Source organism: bacterium, assembly GCA_022763185.1.
Taxonomy (GTDB): domain Bacteria; phylum Bdellovibrionota_G; class JALEGL01; order JALEGL01; family JALEGL01; genus JALEGL01.
The window spans coordinates 42575-58931 of sequence record JALEGL010000003.1 but is presented as its reverse complement, the minus strand read 5'-3'; the positions used below and the strand labels follow the sequence as shown (position 1 = coordinate 58931).

Genomic DNA, 16357 nt, shown 5'->3' with positions numbered 1-16357 from the left:
TTTGCTTTTTTTAAGATAACCTTTCATAAATAGCGGCATGCACAACTCGCCTATTGATTTTAATCTAGACGCCAAACAAATCACAGAACATTGCCAGCAAGCTATAAAACAGCTGGACATGAGACTCTCTTCAATTGAAAACTTAAATCCAGACAGCGTCAGCTTTAACAATACCTTTGTTGCCTTTGATCAAAGCTTAGGAGACTTTAGCGACATTTATTTGCCTCTGGTTTTTTTCAACAGTGTCTCTGCCGACAAATCATTAAGAGATTCCGCTTTTAATTGCCAACAGCAGGTGAATCAATTTTATGTTGATCTTTATACGCGAGAAAAACTTTATAGAGTTTTACATAGCTTTAAAAATAAACATGATTATCTTGAGCTTAAACCCGTTGATAAGCGTTTGGTTGACAAAACGCTTCTTGCTTTTGAGCGTTCAGGCATGAAACTCAATCAACATCAAAGATCACGTTACAACAAACTCAGTAAGGCCTTAAGTGAACTGCAATCACAATTCAGTAAAAACCTTGCTGAACACACTGACAATACAGAGCTTACAAAAAGCGATCTCGAAGGCTTACCCGAATCTTTTCTAGAGCAGCTTGAGAAAACCAAAGGCAATACTTACATTGTTACGTTGGCCTACCCACACTATTTTTCCATTATGGAAAATGCCAAAAAAGCTTCCACACGAAAGCTTTTACAAACAAAGTTTTTCAAACGTGGCGGAAAACAGAATATTGCCTTGTTTCAACAAGCTTTACGCATACGTCATATTTTAGCAAAAATCATGGGCTATAAAAATCACGCGGCATTCATTTTAGAAGAGCGTATGGCCAAAACCCCAGAAAACGTTGAGCACTTTCTTAAAGACCTTACTAACAAACTCCGGCCTAAACTCAAACAAGAGCTTGACCAACTCCTTGCACTCAAACAAAAAGAGCAACCTGGCACAACACATCTCAATGACTGGGATTGGCGCTACTATATGAATCAACTGAAAAAAGAAAAATACCAAGTTGATCAAGAACTTATCAAAGAATACTTCCCGGCAAAAACTGTGATCAAGGGTATGTTTGACATTTATCAAACGCTATTCAACGTAAAGTTTAATCAAATTGATAATCACTTTGCTTGGCACAAAGATGCTCAATTATTTAGCATTACTGAAAACAATGATCCTAATCCAGTGGCATACTTTTACATGGATTTATACCCTCGTAACAACAAATACCCCCATGCCGCTGCCTTTACTTTAAAATCAGGAAGACTGTTGCCCGATGGTAGCTATAATAAACCGGTATCTGCTATTGTGGCAAACTTCCCTCAGCCAAGCCAAGACACCCCCTCTTTATTGCCTATCAATCAGGTAGAAACCCTATTTCATGAGTTTGGTCACATCATGCACCAAACTCTAACTCGCGCTCCGTACTTAGCCTTTTCTGGAACAAGTGTCGCCAGAGACTTTGTTGAAACCCCTTCACAGGTTTTAGAGAATTGGGTGTGGGATGAACGCATGCTCAATAAATTCTCCGGACATTATCAAAACGCTTCTCAAACTTTGCCTAAAGACCTGCTAGACAAGATCCTAGCCTCCAAACTCTGCGATACAGGTCTACACTATTGCAGACAATTGATGTTTGCCACCGTTGATTTAAAGTACCATACAAGCAATGGTAAACTTGATCCCATCAAACTTTGGAGTGATGTACAAAAGGATATTTTTAGCATTCCCATGCCAGAAGATTCTCTCAAAGTTGCAGGCTTTGGCCACCTCATGGGCGGCTATGATTCTGCCTATTATGGTTACCTTTGGGCTGAAGTTTATGCCGCAGACTTATTTACACGCTTTGAAAAAAATGGGCTGCTGGACCAAAACGCAGGTCTTGACTATAAAAAGTGGATTTTAGAAAAAGGTGGAAGTCAAGATGCAGAAGTATTGATTGAAGGTTTTCTACAAAGATCTTCCAACAACAATGCGTTTATTCAAAGCTTAGGCTTGTAGAATAAAAACTATCAATTCATCTCGCTAAAAAAGACTTTCCTGTTTATCACGGTACATCATTTAAGAACCACATAGGCTGCGTGTAATCATAATGATTAAAGCAAGCGTTGTGATAAAAAACTTCTCCCTTCTTAACCTTGATCCTATCAATTTGCACTTTGAGCATTTGGGTAAAGTTTTCTTTTGTCCACCTTGCTCCATCAATATTTTGCTGATGAAAGCGTCCTTTACCATATGTTTCTGTTTGCTGAATAGATAATCCATCTACCAAATATTGATACGCAATATGCTCAGATGTCCATGATTCTCCATACATCATCCATAAATAATCTTTCACAATTTCATCATAATTATATTTTGTATCATGGCTCCAGGACTCAAAAACTCTGGGTGAACATGCTTGATACTCCAAATAAACTTGATACGCCGGCAAGGCAGGTCCATCAAACACTCTATATTTATACACAATCACATTATCTTTAATGTTTTGAGAAACTTTAGAACAGTCAGCCCCCCAGTTGTGCCTGAACCACTCACTTTCAATATTAATAAAACTCACATCTGGCCTAACCTTTAAACGAACCATGACATCTCCATAAGGAAAGGTACTGGCAGGGGTTAAGCCCATATACAAAACTCTAATATTTTGATCAGACAACGCATCTGAAATCGAAGGAGCAAAACCATGTGACCACGCACCATTTCCTGCAACAGATTTTAATTCTTCTAGCTTTTTTTCATTTCCCCAAGAGTATAAAAACTCAGGTCTGCATTTATCCTGTAATTTTGAAGTTCCAGCAATGGTGATTTCTTGTATTGGATAATAGTAAAAATCTTTATTACGGCACTTTCCATACCAAGAATTTTTAAGGTTCTCACGATAAGCGTCCACATCAAAGTCAGCTTTCCATGGCCTTGACAGATCATCGGTATAATCCTCATTCCAAAAAAACAGCAAATCTTTTAATGATCGCGCTGAACTGCTGCTATAACTCTGCCTGATTTCACCTGAGAATAAACTAGAGCTGACCCCCAGTTCACTTTGCGCATAAACAGCTTGTCCAAGACCCAGATTTAAAATACCTACGAATACAAACACAACTCTATTGACTGATTTCCCCATACTGGGAAGCTACCCAACTTAAATAGAATATTCAAGCCTAAAAATGAGTACTCAGAACTGATTCTTCACCTATGAAAAAACTTAAAAGTTTTTCCACATCATGGAGCCCATGGGCTTAACATCTTTTTGATTGTACTTGGCGGAAGCTTTTGTGGCATAGCTGGTTCTGACTTCTCCACTGACTTCAAAATAAATCAGCTGTCCAATAGGCATCCCCGCATACACCCTTACTGGCATTTGCACAGAGATTTCCAAAGTCCAATAATTACAAAAACCAACATCACCCTTACCTGCCGTGGCGTGAATATCAATCCCCAAACGACCGGCACTGGACTTACCTTCTAAAAAAGGCACATGTTTATGGGTTTCGGTATATTCTTCAGTAATTCCCAAATACAAAACATTAGGTTTTAAAACATATCCTTCTTCTGGAATTTCAAAGTAGTGAACGCTGTTATCTTTTTTGCTATCCAAAATAGCGTCATCATAAACACCCAAGGTTTTACCAAGATGCACATCATAACTGTTTGACCCTAAACACTTTGCTCTGAAAGGTTCTATTTTGATGCTTCCTTGTTCTATTTCTTTTTCTATTTGGGTATCACTTAAAATCATACTCTTGCTTTACGAATAAATATGCTGCAAAGCAAGGTTTTTTCTTGCTGCGGTTTTTTTTCAGCCCGATTAGCCAAGCGTTCATAAAATAATTTTATCTCTTAAAAACTCCATGCAATAAAAAAGGGACAGGTATTTGTTACCTGTCCCTTTTTTCTTATGCGCTCAACCCTATCACGAGGTTTCGCTTGAACAAAATTAACCTTTGTTCATTTTTTCAATAGCAACAGCATCTGCCATTACTTTAACGACAACGCGTCTGTTCAGGGCTCTTCCTTCTGCTGAAGAGTTATCTGCCACTGGCTGAGATTCTCCTGCGCCTACAGCTGCCATTCTTGAAGTAGGAACACCTTTTGAACTCAAAAATGTCTGAACACTTTCAGCTCTGTTTTTTGATAAAACTTGGTTATAACTATCTGAACCTGTGTTATCGGTATGACCTTCAATAACCAATGATGTGGTATTGTCCTCAGCAATAATTTTAGCAAACTCCGCCAAATCATTTTGTGAAGCTGCTTTTAATGAATACTGATTACTGTCAAACAAGATTCCAGAAGGAAAACGTACAATCAAATCGTTGCCCACACGCTGAATATTGGCGCTCTTAACTTGTTTTCTAAGTTTGGCTTCTTTTTTATCCATGTGACGACCAATGGCTGCACCTGTTGCTGTACCCGCTACTGCACCAATAGCTGCACCTGCTAAAGCGCCGTTTTTACCACCGACTAATGCGCCTATACCAGCTCCTGCTGCTGCTCCTCCAACACCGCCAATGGCTGCGCCTTTACCTGTTTTTGTTGCACACGATGTTTGAAATAGCGCCAAAGCGGCCACTAGAACAAAACTTATCATTCCTTTTTTTAACATTTATATCTCCTCAGATAGGTTGGTCTACAATCCGTTTGCAAGTGTTATTGTACAAACGAGAAAATTTCTTATGAGAAAGACCTTAACCGAAGCTGAATTTTTTGCAATTTTTTTCAGCTACTAAGCAATTAAAAATAAACAAAAAAACCGGTTAAACAAACCAATAAGTGCAAAAAAACAAATCTAAAACAAAATTTGTTTTAGGTAGTCTCTTTGAAATCTTGGCAAAACAAAACTGCTTTTATGCATCTCTATACTATAATATTGTGTAAACAATTCTTTTGCCTCTTCTTCTCTGACAATGTTTTGTGGGTCTAACTGTCCATTTCCTGCAATAGAAAACGAATAGGGGCCTCCTGGATATATCATATTGCAGTAATTGTAGACTTGAACTGATTCAAAGGTATCTTTTAAAATTTGTACCAGGTGTTTTTGCTCTTCTTGCAACAAAAAAGGAGATTCAGCTTGCGAAACAACAACACCGTCTTTATTCAGACACTGCTTTACACTCTCATAAAAAGAATGGTTAAACAATGGCGCTGCCGGGCCGATTGGGTCAGTTGAGTCAACAATAATCACATCAAACTTTTGTTTTTGTTGGGCAATATGATTTTTAATATAGGCTACCCCATCATCAATCAGCAGCTCAAACCTTGGATCATGCTGGTTCAAACAATCTCCGGTTTGAGGGATATGCAGCCTACATGCCTCAACCACAGCTTCATCAATTTCAACCATGACAATACTTTCCAAACACTCATGCCTTAAAACTTCACGCGCGGTACCTCCATCACCACCACCAATAATCAACACCCTTTTTGGGTTTGGGTGAGAAAACAAGGCCACATGGCTGATCATCTCATGATAAATAAACTCATCTTTTTCACTGAGCATAAAAATACCGTCATTGAGCAAAACTTTACCCACTTCATAGGTATCCACTACGTCTACTCTTTGAAAAGAAGATTGTTTAGAATACAAACTTTCTTTTACCCTTAATGACAGTTGAAAATCTTTGTTTAAAATGTCTTGCACCCAAATACTGGGATAATTATTTTGTTTATTGCTCTCCATGACAAACATCCTCATTTAATTTTACTTTTAATATAACGTCTACACATTAAGTGATATTGAGATTGAATCAAGTGTTCTTGTTGATTTTCAATGCTGTATGAATCTGACAGTTTGCTCTTCCAGTTGATTGCTTTTGTATCAAACACAACCACATCAAAAGTATTAGACTGAAAAATCTCAACACAGTCTAAAATAATCTGATTCAAGCGCTCACCTCTATGCAACATATTGGTTTCAAAACTGACATAAGATCCTACTTTTTGCGGAGTCACATGAATGGTTGCATATTCGTTTTCTTTGATTGCATTAAGTGAATAACCACAAGGATCAAAAAAATACTCGTCTATGGTAAAACCATGCAGCAGTTTTTTTATTTCTTGGTAGGCATTAGAGTCTTGAAAATTATTTTTTTGGTCATAAGAAAACAAAGAAAACACTTCAGGATTTAGATCATGCATTAAAATCTCAATGGTTCCATCTTCTTCAGCTTCAAAACTAGGCTTTTCATAAGAAAAAAAATGAATCGGTGAGTTTTCTTCTTGATTAAAGATTTTTCTCTCTAATTTAAAATGATTACTCAATAACTTATAATCGTCTTCAATTTGGTAAGGATGTTGTTCTGGAAAGTGTCCTATTTTTCTTTCATAAATAAATTGATTGATATCATCTTTATCTAAAAAGAAAATCAACTCGTTCATGGCTTTGGCTAAATCTGTTTGTCCACAGGTAATCATGAGACATTTATGATCGTATACAAACAAACTAGACTCAGATAACAAGTAGGCGTCACAATGCTCATTTTTAACATGCGATAAAATTTGAGCTCTAGCATACTGAACTATTTTTTCCCAAAAACCATAGTCCAAGCTTCTTAAACTTTTTTTATCTGCTACAAGACTTAATTCACATTTTTTTTCTGGACCATCAAAATTCATTGCACTTAAAATTTTCCACTCAAACTACTTCACCTGGTAAGCCAACATGGTTAAATCATCTGGCCCACCAAACTCTAATTTTTCAACAGACAACATTTTTTCGACTGTCTCATTTTTCAAATCATTCAACAATGTACTTAAATCTGTTTTCTTAGATAGCTTACCGCAAAGCTTTGTAAACTTGTAGTTATCACTTAAGCCATCACTCATCAACACGATACGATCATTTTTTTCAAGAGGTATGAGTGCGCTCATTTCTATCCTTAAATCTGTACTGCCCACAACATTGTTCACTAAATTCTTAATATGCTGTAGTTCTGCACGTTTAACGCCCAACTCAAGACCATAGGCCAGTGGGGCATGCGAAACTGTATAGTACATTAACTCTCCATCGCCATTGAGAATTAATGCCATAGAATCTCCACAGTGATAAAATCTAACCAAATTTGGATGAATTTCCGCAACAACGCAGGTACTTAAACTTCCATCATCACTCTTTAATATTGTTTCGTTGGCATCTTCAATTGCATCAAGAATTGCATTTCTAATGGTTTGTTTTTTTTTGTTCAAACATGAAGCTTTTATCTTTTCAACAATAATTCTACTTGCCTTATTACCATTGGGACTTCCTCCGACACCGTCACAAACAACTGCTATATTTAGCTTTGAGGACACAGAAAAAAAACAACAGGCATCTTCATTGACTGTTTTTTTAGCAGGTGATTTTATGCTAGCCAAAGCATAAGACCCTATTTTGAGCTTATGCTCCTCACTAACAAAATCTTTACTTTCAAAAATATACTGATCCATCAGTTCGTTTCTATAACATTTGTTCTACAAAAAATAACGAATTAAATATTTAACTTATAAAAAAAACCTTAACTTTTTTCTAAAAACATATGCTAAGTCTTTGTAAACAATAGATTTTGGTGTAGTATGACTCCAATGCTCAGCACTCAACCATCAGAAAATTTAAGCGAAAAAAATACCTATTTTTTAGATATACTTAAAAATATTCATACCAGTGATGCTTATTTTTTAGGCAATTATGCCAAACAATATGAATATGAACTCGCTCAATATTTTGGTTCTTTATATGCCATCAATACAGATTCAAAAATAAAATCAATGATGAATGTCCTCAAAGGTCACGGCATAGGGATCAATGATGAAGTCATTTGCACCTCGTTTGGTATGTCAAAAACAGTTAATGCCTTATTACAAGAAAAAATCATTCCTGCCTTTGCTGACCTTAATACCGGTGAGTACACCTTATCATTTGAACACTGCAAACAGTTGATAAATCAAAAGACCAAAGCCATTATCCTTTCTTACCCTCTTGGCATACCCAATCAAGCACACCGTTTTAAAGAACTTGCTCGTCAACACAAAATTTTACTCATAGAAGACATTCAATCGGGATTGGGCGCTTTTTTTCGCGATCAAAAACTGGGAACGTTTTCTGATGTTGCCTTCTTTGATCACCACCCTAAAAACCAACTATGCGCAAGTCAAGCCGGCTTATGCATTACAGATCATACACATATTGCAAAGATGGTTCGTCCAAATATACAGCAACCTTATTCTGTTCTACATGAGCTCAGTGAATTTTTTGGGGCTTTGGGCTTACATCACCTCAATGCACTAGATCATAAATTATCTCACCTACAACAAATACACACTACCTATAGTAACTATTTATCTGAGATCACCAACATCAATTTATATCAAGATAGTACTCAATCAATTGCTTCCAAACACACCGTTCCTTTACGTGTCCCTGCTGAAGAAAGAAGCTTTTTTTATGATAGTTTGAAAAAACATTGTACGTTTATTGATAAAAGTCTTGAAGCTGCGCACAATAACGCTCTGATCAATGTCATGCTGCGCCCACCACATTTACCCAACACCCAAAGTGCCCTAGAAGAAACCCTACTGCTTCATATTGACCAAGAAGACGCCCTGATTGAACATGTTGCTGTTGCAGAAAAAATCCAGGCTCTATCAGAAAAGTACCGTTTAAGCGCTTAAGTAAGCCATTAATATTTGACAATATCCGGCTATGCCATGCTCGCTTCTGTGATTTTTTATTACTTTTCAATATTTTGCAACAAGGTTGCAATGCCTTGCCCTCCGCCAATACAGGCAGAAGCAATACCATAGTTTTTATTGTGTTCTCTTAAGGCATACGACAAGGTAAGGATATTTCTATTTGCACTGGCGCCTAGAGGATGTCCCATTGCTAACGAGCCACCATGAACATTCAGTCTTTGCTTAGGAATGCCCAACTCATGTTTCACTGCCAACACTTGTCCTGCAAAAGCTTCATTGACATCAAACAGGGAAATATCACGCATGGATACCTTTTGTTGGTTGAGCAGTTGTCTAATAGCATAAACTGGACCCAAGCCCATCATTTTAGGATCACAAGCTGTAACCGCGTAGTCTTTAACACGTGTATGGTATTCAATTCCCCTTAAATCTGCTTCATATTTATCCATTAAAACAACTGCACTGGCTCCATCGGCCAAACCGCTGCTTGAAGCTGCGGTATGCACACCTTGATCTGAAAAAACTGGTCGTAGTTTACTTAAATCTTCTTTACTAGACTCTTTAAAGAATTCATCCTGTTTGACGATCCCATCATAGTCTAGCAGCTCATTGTGGTAAAATCCTTTTTCCCATGCGGTTTTATATTTTTCGTGACTGTATTGAGTATAAGTATCACACTTCTCTCTGGAAAAACCGTAATGTCTTACAATTAATTCAGCGGTTTGCCCCATGGGTAAGTCGATCCACTGATCATGTAAAATGCCAGCAATACTGTCAATCATCGTGGCATGACCTAACTTTAGTCCGCCACGCAGACCAAAGTTATAAAATGCTGCTTCACTCATACTTTCAACACCAAGCGCTAAAACACATCGAGCTTTGCCTAGTTTGATTAAGTGATAGCCCTCAATCATCGCCTGCATACCCGAACCACATAAACGATTCACCATATACGATGGACAATCATTCCTAAGCCCTAAAGCTAAACTAAGATGTCGTGGTAAATAGGCATGATTCTGACCTGAAACCAAAACATTGCCCACAACACAATGATCGATAATCTCTCTATCGAAATTAACGGAATCCAAACTTTTTTCTGCTGCAAGCTTTGCCAAATCCAAAATAGCAGTGCTCTGATTCAAGCTTTGAATTTTTGTAAACGTTGTTCTCTTACCGGCAACAATCACAACATCTGGATCTCTATAAAATCTGGCAGACATATTGTTTACAATAATGACATTGCTTGATAAATCAACTTTACGTGAATAATAAATTGCCAAGCATTCCATTGCCTAAAAACATCATTAAAAATATTGAACAATCTTTTGTTGTGACAAAAGCCTATGGCCAAATTGCCACCATGCATGAACAAAAAATTTTTCAACGAACCGTTCACTTTAATTATGACACTGAATTAAATATTTTTTTTATCAATGTTCATCAAAATTCTAGAAAGTATCAATCTGCTTTAAAAGAAGAAATATTTTCTGGTTGTTATTGGGATATTAATGCTGCTACACAATATACATGGCATGCTCGGCCATATGTTTTAAGTACAATTCATACTGTTGATCAAGATCAGCTGCAAAAAAAAGCTTGGCAAGGTATGCGTAACGAGGTTCGTTTAGCTTACTATCTCGACAATGAAAACATTGAGCTTAAAACCAGCAATGTAAAAAGTTACCCTTTAGATCAGCCTGCTCCCAACCATGATGTCATTCTTTTTACCCCCCATTACTGGGATATCTTTCAAGTTTCACAACAAGAACATCGCTTAAGTACAAGAACATTGTATCACTGGGAAGATAAACAATGGTCCAAACAAAATACTTCCATTCTTCATACACCTTGAACTTTATGTCAATATACGTTAGTGCAAATTTCTTATGAACCAATACCGATCAACCATTACTGCCACAGCTCAACACTATCCCTCAAAAGTTGTTTCTAATGATGATCTTGCAAAAGTTGTCGATACTTCTGATGAATGGATTAGAACTAGAACAGGTATTCATGAACGTAGAAAAGCTCCCGCTGGTACTGGCTCAAGTGATTTGGCAACAAAAGCCATAGAAAAGCTACTTAAACAAAAGAAATTAAATGCTGAAGACATTGACTTAATCATCTGTGCCACTATTACGCCCGACAAACCTGTTCCGGCAACAGCTTGTATTATTCAAGCTAAAATCGGTGCCAAAAATGCTTGGGGTTTTGACCTTAATGCCGCATGTTCTGGTTTTTTATACGCTTTAACCACTGCCGATCAATTTATCAGGGCCGGCAGTGTTAAAAAAGCCTTGGTTATTGGCGTGGATGTCATGAGTACAATTATCAACCCTCAAGATCGCAATACTTGTGTTATTTTTGGTGATGGGTGTGGCGTTGTTTTATTAGAAAGAGAAGACAAAGCCTCAGAGCTTGGAATTTTAGACTACATTCACCATGTTGACGGTAAAGGTGAGCAGTTTTTACAAATGCCTGCTGGTGGAAGCGTTAAGCCGGCCAGCATAGAAACCGTTGAAAACAACGAACATTATGCACAGCAAGATGGCAAAATTGTTTTTAAGCAAGCGGTAACGGCAATGCCAGACGTATCTTTGGAGCTATTAGAGAAAAACAACTTAAAACCCAGTGACATTGATTATTTTGTTCCACACCAGGCCAACATGCGCATCATTGACATGTGTCAAAAAAAGCTAAAACTCAAAGACGAACAAGTGATCACTAATATTGATAAGTACGCCAATACCACAGCCGCAACTATTCCTACTTGTATTGCCAAGGCCAGTGAAGAAAAGATCTTTAAAAAAGGGGATCTCATTGTTTTAGCCTCTTTTGGAGCAGGTTATACTTGGGGGGCGACCTTACTCCGTTGGAGCTACTAAGGCATGACCTATTACCTGGCACAACATCAAAGTGCCTGGGGTGAACTTTATTTACTGCATGATCAAACGTATATTTTTGCCCTTTCACTGCCTGACAACAACAAACAAACTTTTTTAGATCGTCACTCACAGTTTAATATCATTGAAGAGACCAAGCCCAACACCTTAAGTCAAGAGTGCTTTAAGCAATTGGATGAGTACTTTTCCAAACAAAGGCAGACTTTTACCCTCCCCACTCAACAAAAAGGTACTGCCTTTGAACAAAAAGTATGGCAAGCATTAACAACTATCCCGCTTGGTAGCACTGTCAGTTACAAAAATATTGCAGAAAAAATCAATACGCCTAAAGCTTACCGGGCTGTTGGCATGGCAAACAATAAGAATAGCCTCCCTATTATTATTCCCTGTCACCGGGTCATTGGTCAAAATAAAAAACTTACTGGCTATGCTGGAGGACTTGCCCTAAAGCAAAAGCTTCTCATGCATGAACAGTGTATTTTTTCAGCTTAGCTGTATGCAGGAATACCGGTTAATTCATGGGCAACAATCAAGCTGTGAATATCATCCGTGCCTTCATAGGTAAACACAGACTCCAAGTTCATCATATGGCGCATAGAACAGTATTCATCTAAAACACCGTTGCCGCCTAAAATAGATCGTGCTTCTCTAGCCACTTCCAAAGCCATTTTTACATTGTTCATTTTTCCCATAGATATATGAGCAGGCTTGATTTGCCCTTTATCCTTTAGTTCTGCCAATTGATTGGCCAACAACTGCGCTTTAGTGATTTCTGTTGCCATATTGGTCAGTTTACGTTGGACCAACTGAAATGAGGCAATAGGTTTATCAAATTGTATTCTGTTTTTTGAATAAGATAACACTTCAGAAAAACAAGCTTTAGCGGCACCAATTGCACCCCAAGCAATGCCATATCTGGCTTGACTTAAGCAGCTTAAAGGACCTTTTAAACCTTTTACATCTGGCAACATATTCTCTTCTGGTACTTCAACTTGGTCCAAACTCAACTCAGCTGTATCGGATGCTCTTAAAGACAGCTTACCTGTGACTTGTGTCGCTTCAAAACCTTTTGTATCTGTTTCAACAATAAAACCTCGGATACCCTCTTCTGTTTTGGCCCAAATAATGGCAATATGTGCATTGCAACCATTGGTGATCCACATTTTGGTGCCATGAATAATCCACTTGTTGCCTTTTTTCTCTGCACGGGTAATCATCCCTGCTGGGTTGGAGCCATAATCTGGCTCGGTTAAACCAAAACAGCCTATCACTTCTCCAGCAGCCATTTGAGGCAACCATTTCTGCTTCTGTTCTTCTGAACCAAAAGCATAAATGGGATACATACATAAAGCCCCTTGCACTGAAGCGAAACTACGAATGCCGGAATCACCACGCTCAAGTTCTTGCATAACCAAACCATAAGCTTTTGCTCCCATTCCAGCACAATCATAGCCTTTTAAGTTGGCACCCAACAAGCCCAAATCAGCCATAGGTTTTACCAACTCTTTTGGAAAACTGCCTGCTCGATAATGTTTCTGAATAATAGGCAACACTTCTTGGTCAACAAAATCTCTGACCGTTTGCCGAACCATCTTATCTTCATCAGACAAGAGTAAGTCGGCATGAACAAAATCTAAATCACGAATATATGCTTCACTCATAGAATACCTTTACCTTTTTATCAAAAGGTAAAATCTACCTTTTGATACTTATATTAAATCTGCAAGTGGAGTATAATCCTGATCCAATGCTTCTGCAACTGCTTTGCATGTTATTTTACCTTTATAGGTATTCACTCCCGGTGCTAAGCAAGGATCAGTCTTCACAGCCTCTAATGCGCCCATCGAAACTATTTTTTTAGCATAATCTAAGGTTGAATTGGTTAAGGCAAAAGTTGAAGAACGAGGCACGGCACCAGGCATATTGGCTACACAATAATGAATTACATCTTCTACAACGTAAGTGGGCTTATCATGCGTGGTTGGTTTACAGGTTTCAACACAGCCACCCTGATCAACTGCCACATCAACAATCACACTACCTGCATGCATGTCTTTAAGCATCTCTTTGGTCACCAAACGCGGCGCTTTAGCACCTGGAATCAACACAGCTCCCACCAATAAATCTGTATAAGAAATCACTTTCTGTATATTCGCTGGCGTTGATTTTAAAGTTGTAATTTTATTAGAAAAAATATCATCCAAATATTCTAAGCGATCAACATTAACATCTAAAATCGTCACATTGGCTCCCATACCCACAGCAATCTTACAGGCATTGGTTCCAACAATACCACCACCAATAATAGTCACATTGGCTCTGGATACGCCGGGGACACCACTCAATAAAACGCCCCTACCACCATGTTCTTTTTGCAAGTAAGTTGCTCCAATTTGCACGGCCATGCGTCCGGCAACCTCACTCATTGGCTTTAATAATGGTAAACCACCTTTTTTACCTTCAATGGTTTCATAGGCTATGGAAAAGGCATTCTTGTCACATAAAATTTGAGTCAACTCAGGAAAAACCGCCAAATGCAAATAAGTGTATATGATCTGATTGTCTTGAATCAAAGCATACTCTTGCGGCATAGGCTCTTTAACTTTAATGATCATATTTGCTTGTTGCCAAACATCTTTTCCTGACTCAATAATCTCTGCGCCTGCAGCTTGATACATTGCATCTGTAATACCACAGCCAGCACCAGCATCTTTTTCTACAATCACTTTGGCTCCAAGCTGGACCAACTGCATGACACCGTCATCGGTTAAACCAACCCTATACTCATGATCTTTAACTTCTTTAGGTAAACCAATAATCATGCAAGCTACCTAACTCAAGCCTGCATGAAGATCAAATTCATTTTCAATTTTTGTATTAAAAAATTTACCTCAATTATAGCCATAAATCCTAGCATGAGCCGTGATGGATCATTAATAAACTACAAGCATTGGCTTCTATTTTTTGTCTTAAGTTTTAAAACATGGCATAAATAAGACATGAACCGCAGTGAACATGGTGCTTTATCTCTAATGCTTCAATGCAATGCTTGTGGGCATGACTATACGCATAAAAATATCAACTTTGATAAACCCAATGACTTCATCACCTGTCCCCACTGCACACACAAAAGTTTTCTCCATAAATCGGTAGGGAGTGAACAAGAAAAATACTTTGAAATTCTGGGCAGTGATTTTATTTTGGATAAGCCAGAAAAATCTTTAGCAGAAGCAGAATCTGCCAGTATAGATAATAATGTTTCTGAAGAAAATCTACGCCTTTGGATCAATGACACCTTGTCAAAAGCCCCTGACAAAGATTTACCGGAACCTGAAAATTCTTATAATAGAAAAAGCAGTGTCCTCTCTAACTTGCTTGATAATATGTTTACACATCCCCGTGTTACAAAAGAAAACGGCGAGCTTAGAGACTTTGACTCTTTTCGTGCTTTAGAGCATGCAATCAACCAAAAGCAGCTTAAGGCCAATGATGTTTTAGATTATAAAAACGAGCGCGCTTCACTCGCTAAACATTCAAAAACAAAAATGTTATTTATGGACACCTCCCAAAAAGAACTCTTAGAGACTTTAAAACATTCAAAAACCGAAGTTTATACCGGAGATCTCAAAGATTTAGAAAAATCAAAAACAGGCTCCTCCAATCTTACAGCCTTGACCAATGTTGGTGATGCTTCTTTATTAGTTAAAGTATTGGTTACACTTGCAGCCTTGGCCATTAGTCTGGTTATTGCATTTTTTGCCTATAAGATGATTTAATTTTTATACATTAAAGTGTTGTTTGAAGCCGCTTGAAGGAATCCATTAAATCATTTCCTCGTTGGCTAAATTTTATGGATGCTAACTCTTCAATAGCTTGATTATATAAAGGAATCAGTCTCTCAATATCTTTACATTCTTTCTCGTAATCAAGATGGTTTTCTAGCTTTTCCTTCCACATTAACATTCTCGCCATTGATATCAATGCATGCAATGCTCCTATTGCTGGTCTTTGCTCACCCCTGAAGGGTGAATAAACCATTGTATCGTAATCCTCTGGAATCAATGGGTCAATGGCACATTCAACAAATAAAATTTGATGTGATGCTTCATGAACAAATTGTGTAGCTAAAGCAACTGGTTCAACATCTTTAAAGTAATCAATATTTAAAAAAGAGAAGCCAAAGTTTTGGGGTGCTGAGTGCGCTCTATTATTCAAGCCTGGCGATCTTTGCCAAACAAAAGCTTTATAAATTGCTTCTATTTCTTCATAGGCTTCATGCCAATGAGTTTTTACAATCTCTAGTGCCCTTTCAATAGCACCCTCTACTTCTTTTAATAGTGCTTCATCAAGATCATAGTGTAAACCTTGTTCAAGGTCCATAGAGTATCGTTTAATAAAACTTGGTGCTGAGTTTAGTTGATAGTTATGAATATATTCATTCTCACCAATCAATTGAGCTTTTAAGCTTTCACTATCTTTAATTTCTGAAAGTGTTTCGGGCCTATACGTACCCATACTCCAAATAATAGATTTATCAAAAACAGACAACTCTTCATTTAACTCAATGTTCAACTCACTCATCGTTTCTGAGCGTAAAGCCTGCCAATATTCTCTTGCTAGTTTTTGAGTTTGATCTAAATCAAATAATAAGGAATACATATTTCTCCATCAAAATAATAAAGCACAGCTTACGTTCTAAAAAGATCATAATAACTGTGCTTTATAAAAGGTTTACTTTTTCTTGCAGACTGGTAGTACTCTTGCAGCTCCGTAAACTTTTACT

General features: G+C 37.7%; 15 protein-coding genes and 1 pseudogene. 6 read left to right on the top strand and 10 right to left on the bottom strand.

Annotation, left to right across the window (positions count from 1 at the left end; all coding sequences use genetic code 11):
• The first annotated feature begins 37 nt into the window (after nt 1-37).
• Nucleotides 38-2005 (top strand): Zn-dependent oligopeptidase, encoded by a 1968-nt coding sequence (locus MRY82_00635; protein MCI5071435.1) that lies wholly within the window; start codon nt 38-40, stop codon nt 2003-2005.
• 46 nt (nt 2006-2051) lie between these two features.
• Here MRY82_00635 and MRY82_00630 read toward each other — a convergent pair whose 3' ends face one another.
• The 6 genes from MRY82_00630 to MRY82_00605 form a co-directional block, all read right to left on the bottom strand.
• Nucleotides 2052-3128: a hypothetical protein gene (locus tag MRY82_00630; GenBank protein ID MCI5071434.1), complete on the bottom strand. Its 1077-nt coding sequence runs from the start codon at nt 3126-3128 to the stop codon at nt 2052-2054.
• Nucleotides 3129-3209: 81 nt separating this feature from the next.
• The gene (gene dcd / locus MRY82_00625; GenBank protein MCI5071433.1) at nt 3210-3743 is read right to left on the bottom strand and encodes a dCTP deaminase; all 534 of its coding nucleotides are present in this window, start codon (nt 3741-3743) and stop codon (nt 3210-3212) included.
• 198 nt (nt 3744-3941) lie between these two features.
• The gene (locus MRY82_00620; protein ID MCI5071432.1) at nt 3942-4610 is read right to left on the bottom strand and encodes an OmpA family protein; all 669 of its coding nucleotides are present in this window, start codon (nt 4608-4610) and stop codon (nt 3942-3944) included.
• A gap of 183 nt (nt 4611-4793) precedes the next feature.
• Complete coding sequence (gene speE / locus MRY82_00615) at nt 4794-5684, bottom strand: polyamine aminopropyltransferase (protein ID MCI5071431.1); 891 nt, start codon at nt 5682-5684, stop codon at nt 4794-4796.
• A gap of 11 nt (nt 5685-5695) precedes the next feature.
• On the bottom strand, nt 5696-6619 hold the full coding sequence (locus MRY82_00610; protein ID MCI5071430.1) for an S-adenosylmethionine decarboxylase proenzyme: 924 nt from the start codon (nt 6617-6619) through the stop codon (nt 5696-5698).
• A gap of 24 nt (nt 6620-6643) precedes the next feature.
• Complete coding sequence (locus MRY82_00605) at nt 6644-7429, bottom strand: protein phosphatase 2C domain-containing protein (GenBank protein ID MCI5071429.1); 786 nt, start codon at nt 7427-7429, stop codon at nt 6644-6646.
• A gap of 135 nt (nt 7430-7564) precedes the next feature.
• On the opposite strand from MRY82_00605, the gene MRY82_00600 reads away from it, so the two are divergent.
• Nucleotides 7565-8650 carry a DegT/DnrJ/EryC1/StrS family aminotransferase gene (locus tag MRY82_00600; GenBank protein MCI5071428.1) on the top strand — a complete coding sequence of 362 codons (1086 nt, stop codon included), beginning with the start codon at nt 7565-7567 and terminating at the stop codon, nt 8648-8650.
• A gap of 59 nt (nt 8651-8709) precedes the next feature.
• Here MRY82_00600 and MRY82_00595 read toward each other — a convergent pair whose 3' ends face one another.
• Entirely contained in the window at nt 8710-9960 is a 1251-nt protein-coding gene (locus tag MRY82_00595) for a thiolase family protein (GenBank protein ID MCI5071427.1), read from the bottom strand.
• Here MRY82_00595 and MRY82_00590 point away from each other — a divergent pair.
• From MRY82_00590 to MRY82_00580, 3 genes and pseudogenes are all read left to right on the top strand, one after another.
• Nucleotides 9933-10523, top strand: a complete 591-nt coding sequence (locus MRY82_00590) for a hypothetical protein (protein ID MCI5071426.1) — start codon at nt 9933-9935, stop codon at nt 10521-10523. The two genes, MRY82_00595 and MRY82_00590, sit on opposite strands and share 28 nt — an antisense overlap.
• 34 nt (nt 10524-10557) lie before the next feature.
• Nucleotides 10558-11556, top strand: coding sequence for a ketoacyl-ACP synthase III (locus MRY82_00585; GenBank protein ID MCI5071425.1), 999 nt, complete (start codon nt 10558-10560; stop codon nt 11554-11556).
• A 183-nt stretch (nt 11557-11739) separates the two neighbouring features.
• Nucleotides 11740-12066: pseudogene (locus tag MRY82_00580) on the top strand (methylated-DNA--[protein]-cysteine S-methyltransferase).
• On the opposite strand, the gene MRY82_00575 reads toward MRY82_00580, so the two are convergent.
• Entirely contained in the window at nt 12063-13235 is a 1173-nt protein-coding gene (locus MRY82_00575) for an acyl-CoA dehydrogenase family protein (GenBank protein ID MCI5071424.1), read from the bottom strand. The pseudogene MRY82_00580 and the gene MRY82_00575 sit on opposite strands and share 4 nt — an antisense overlap.
• Nucleotides 13236-13283: 48 nt before the next feature.
• Nucleotides 13284-14396, bottom strand: coding sequence for an alanine dehydrogenase (gene ald / locus MRY82_00570; GenBank protein ID MCI5071423.1), 1113 nt, complete (start codon nt 14394-14396; stop codon nt 13284-13286).
• Between the two features lie 177 nt (nt 14397-14573).
• Here ald and MRY82_00565 point away from each other — a divergent pair, with 177 nt between their 5' ends.
• Entirely contained in the window at nt 14574-15350 is a 777-nt protein-coding gene (locus MRY82_00565; protein MCI5071422.1) for a hypothetical protein, read from the top strand.
• Nucleotides 15351-15360: 10 nt separating this feature from the next.
• Here MRY82_00565 and MRY82_00560 read toward each other — a convergent pair whose 3' ends face one another.
• Nucleotides 15361-16233 (bottom strand): HEXXH motif-containing putative peptide modification protein, encoded by an 873-nt coding sequence (locus MRY82_00560; protein ID MCI5071421.1) that lies wholly within the window; start codon nt 16231-16233, stop codon nt 15361-15363.
• Between the last annotated feature and the right edge of the window lie 124 nt (nt 16234-16357).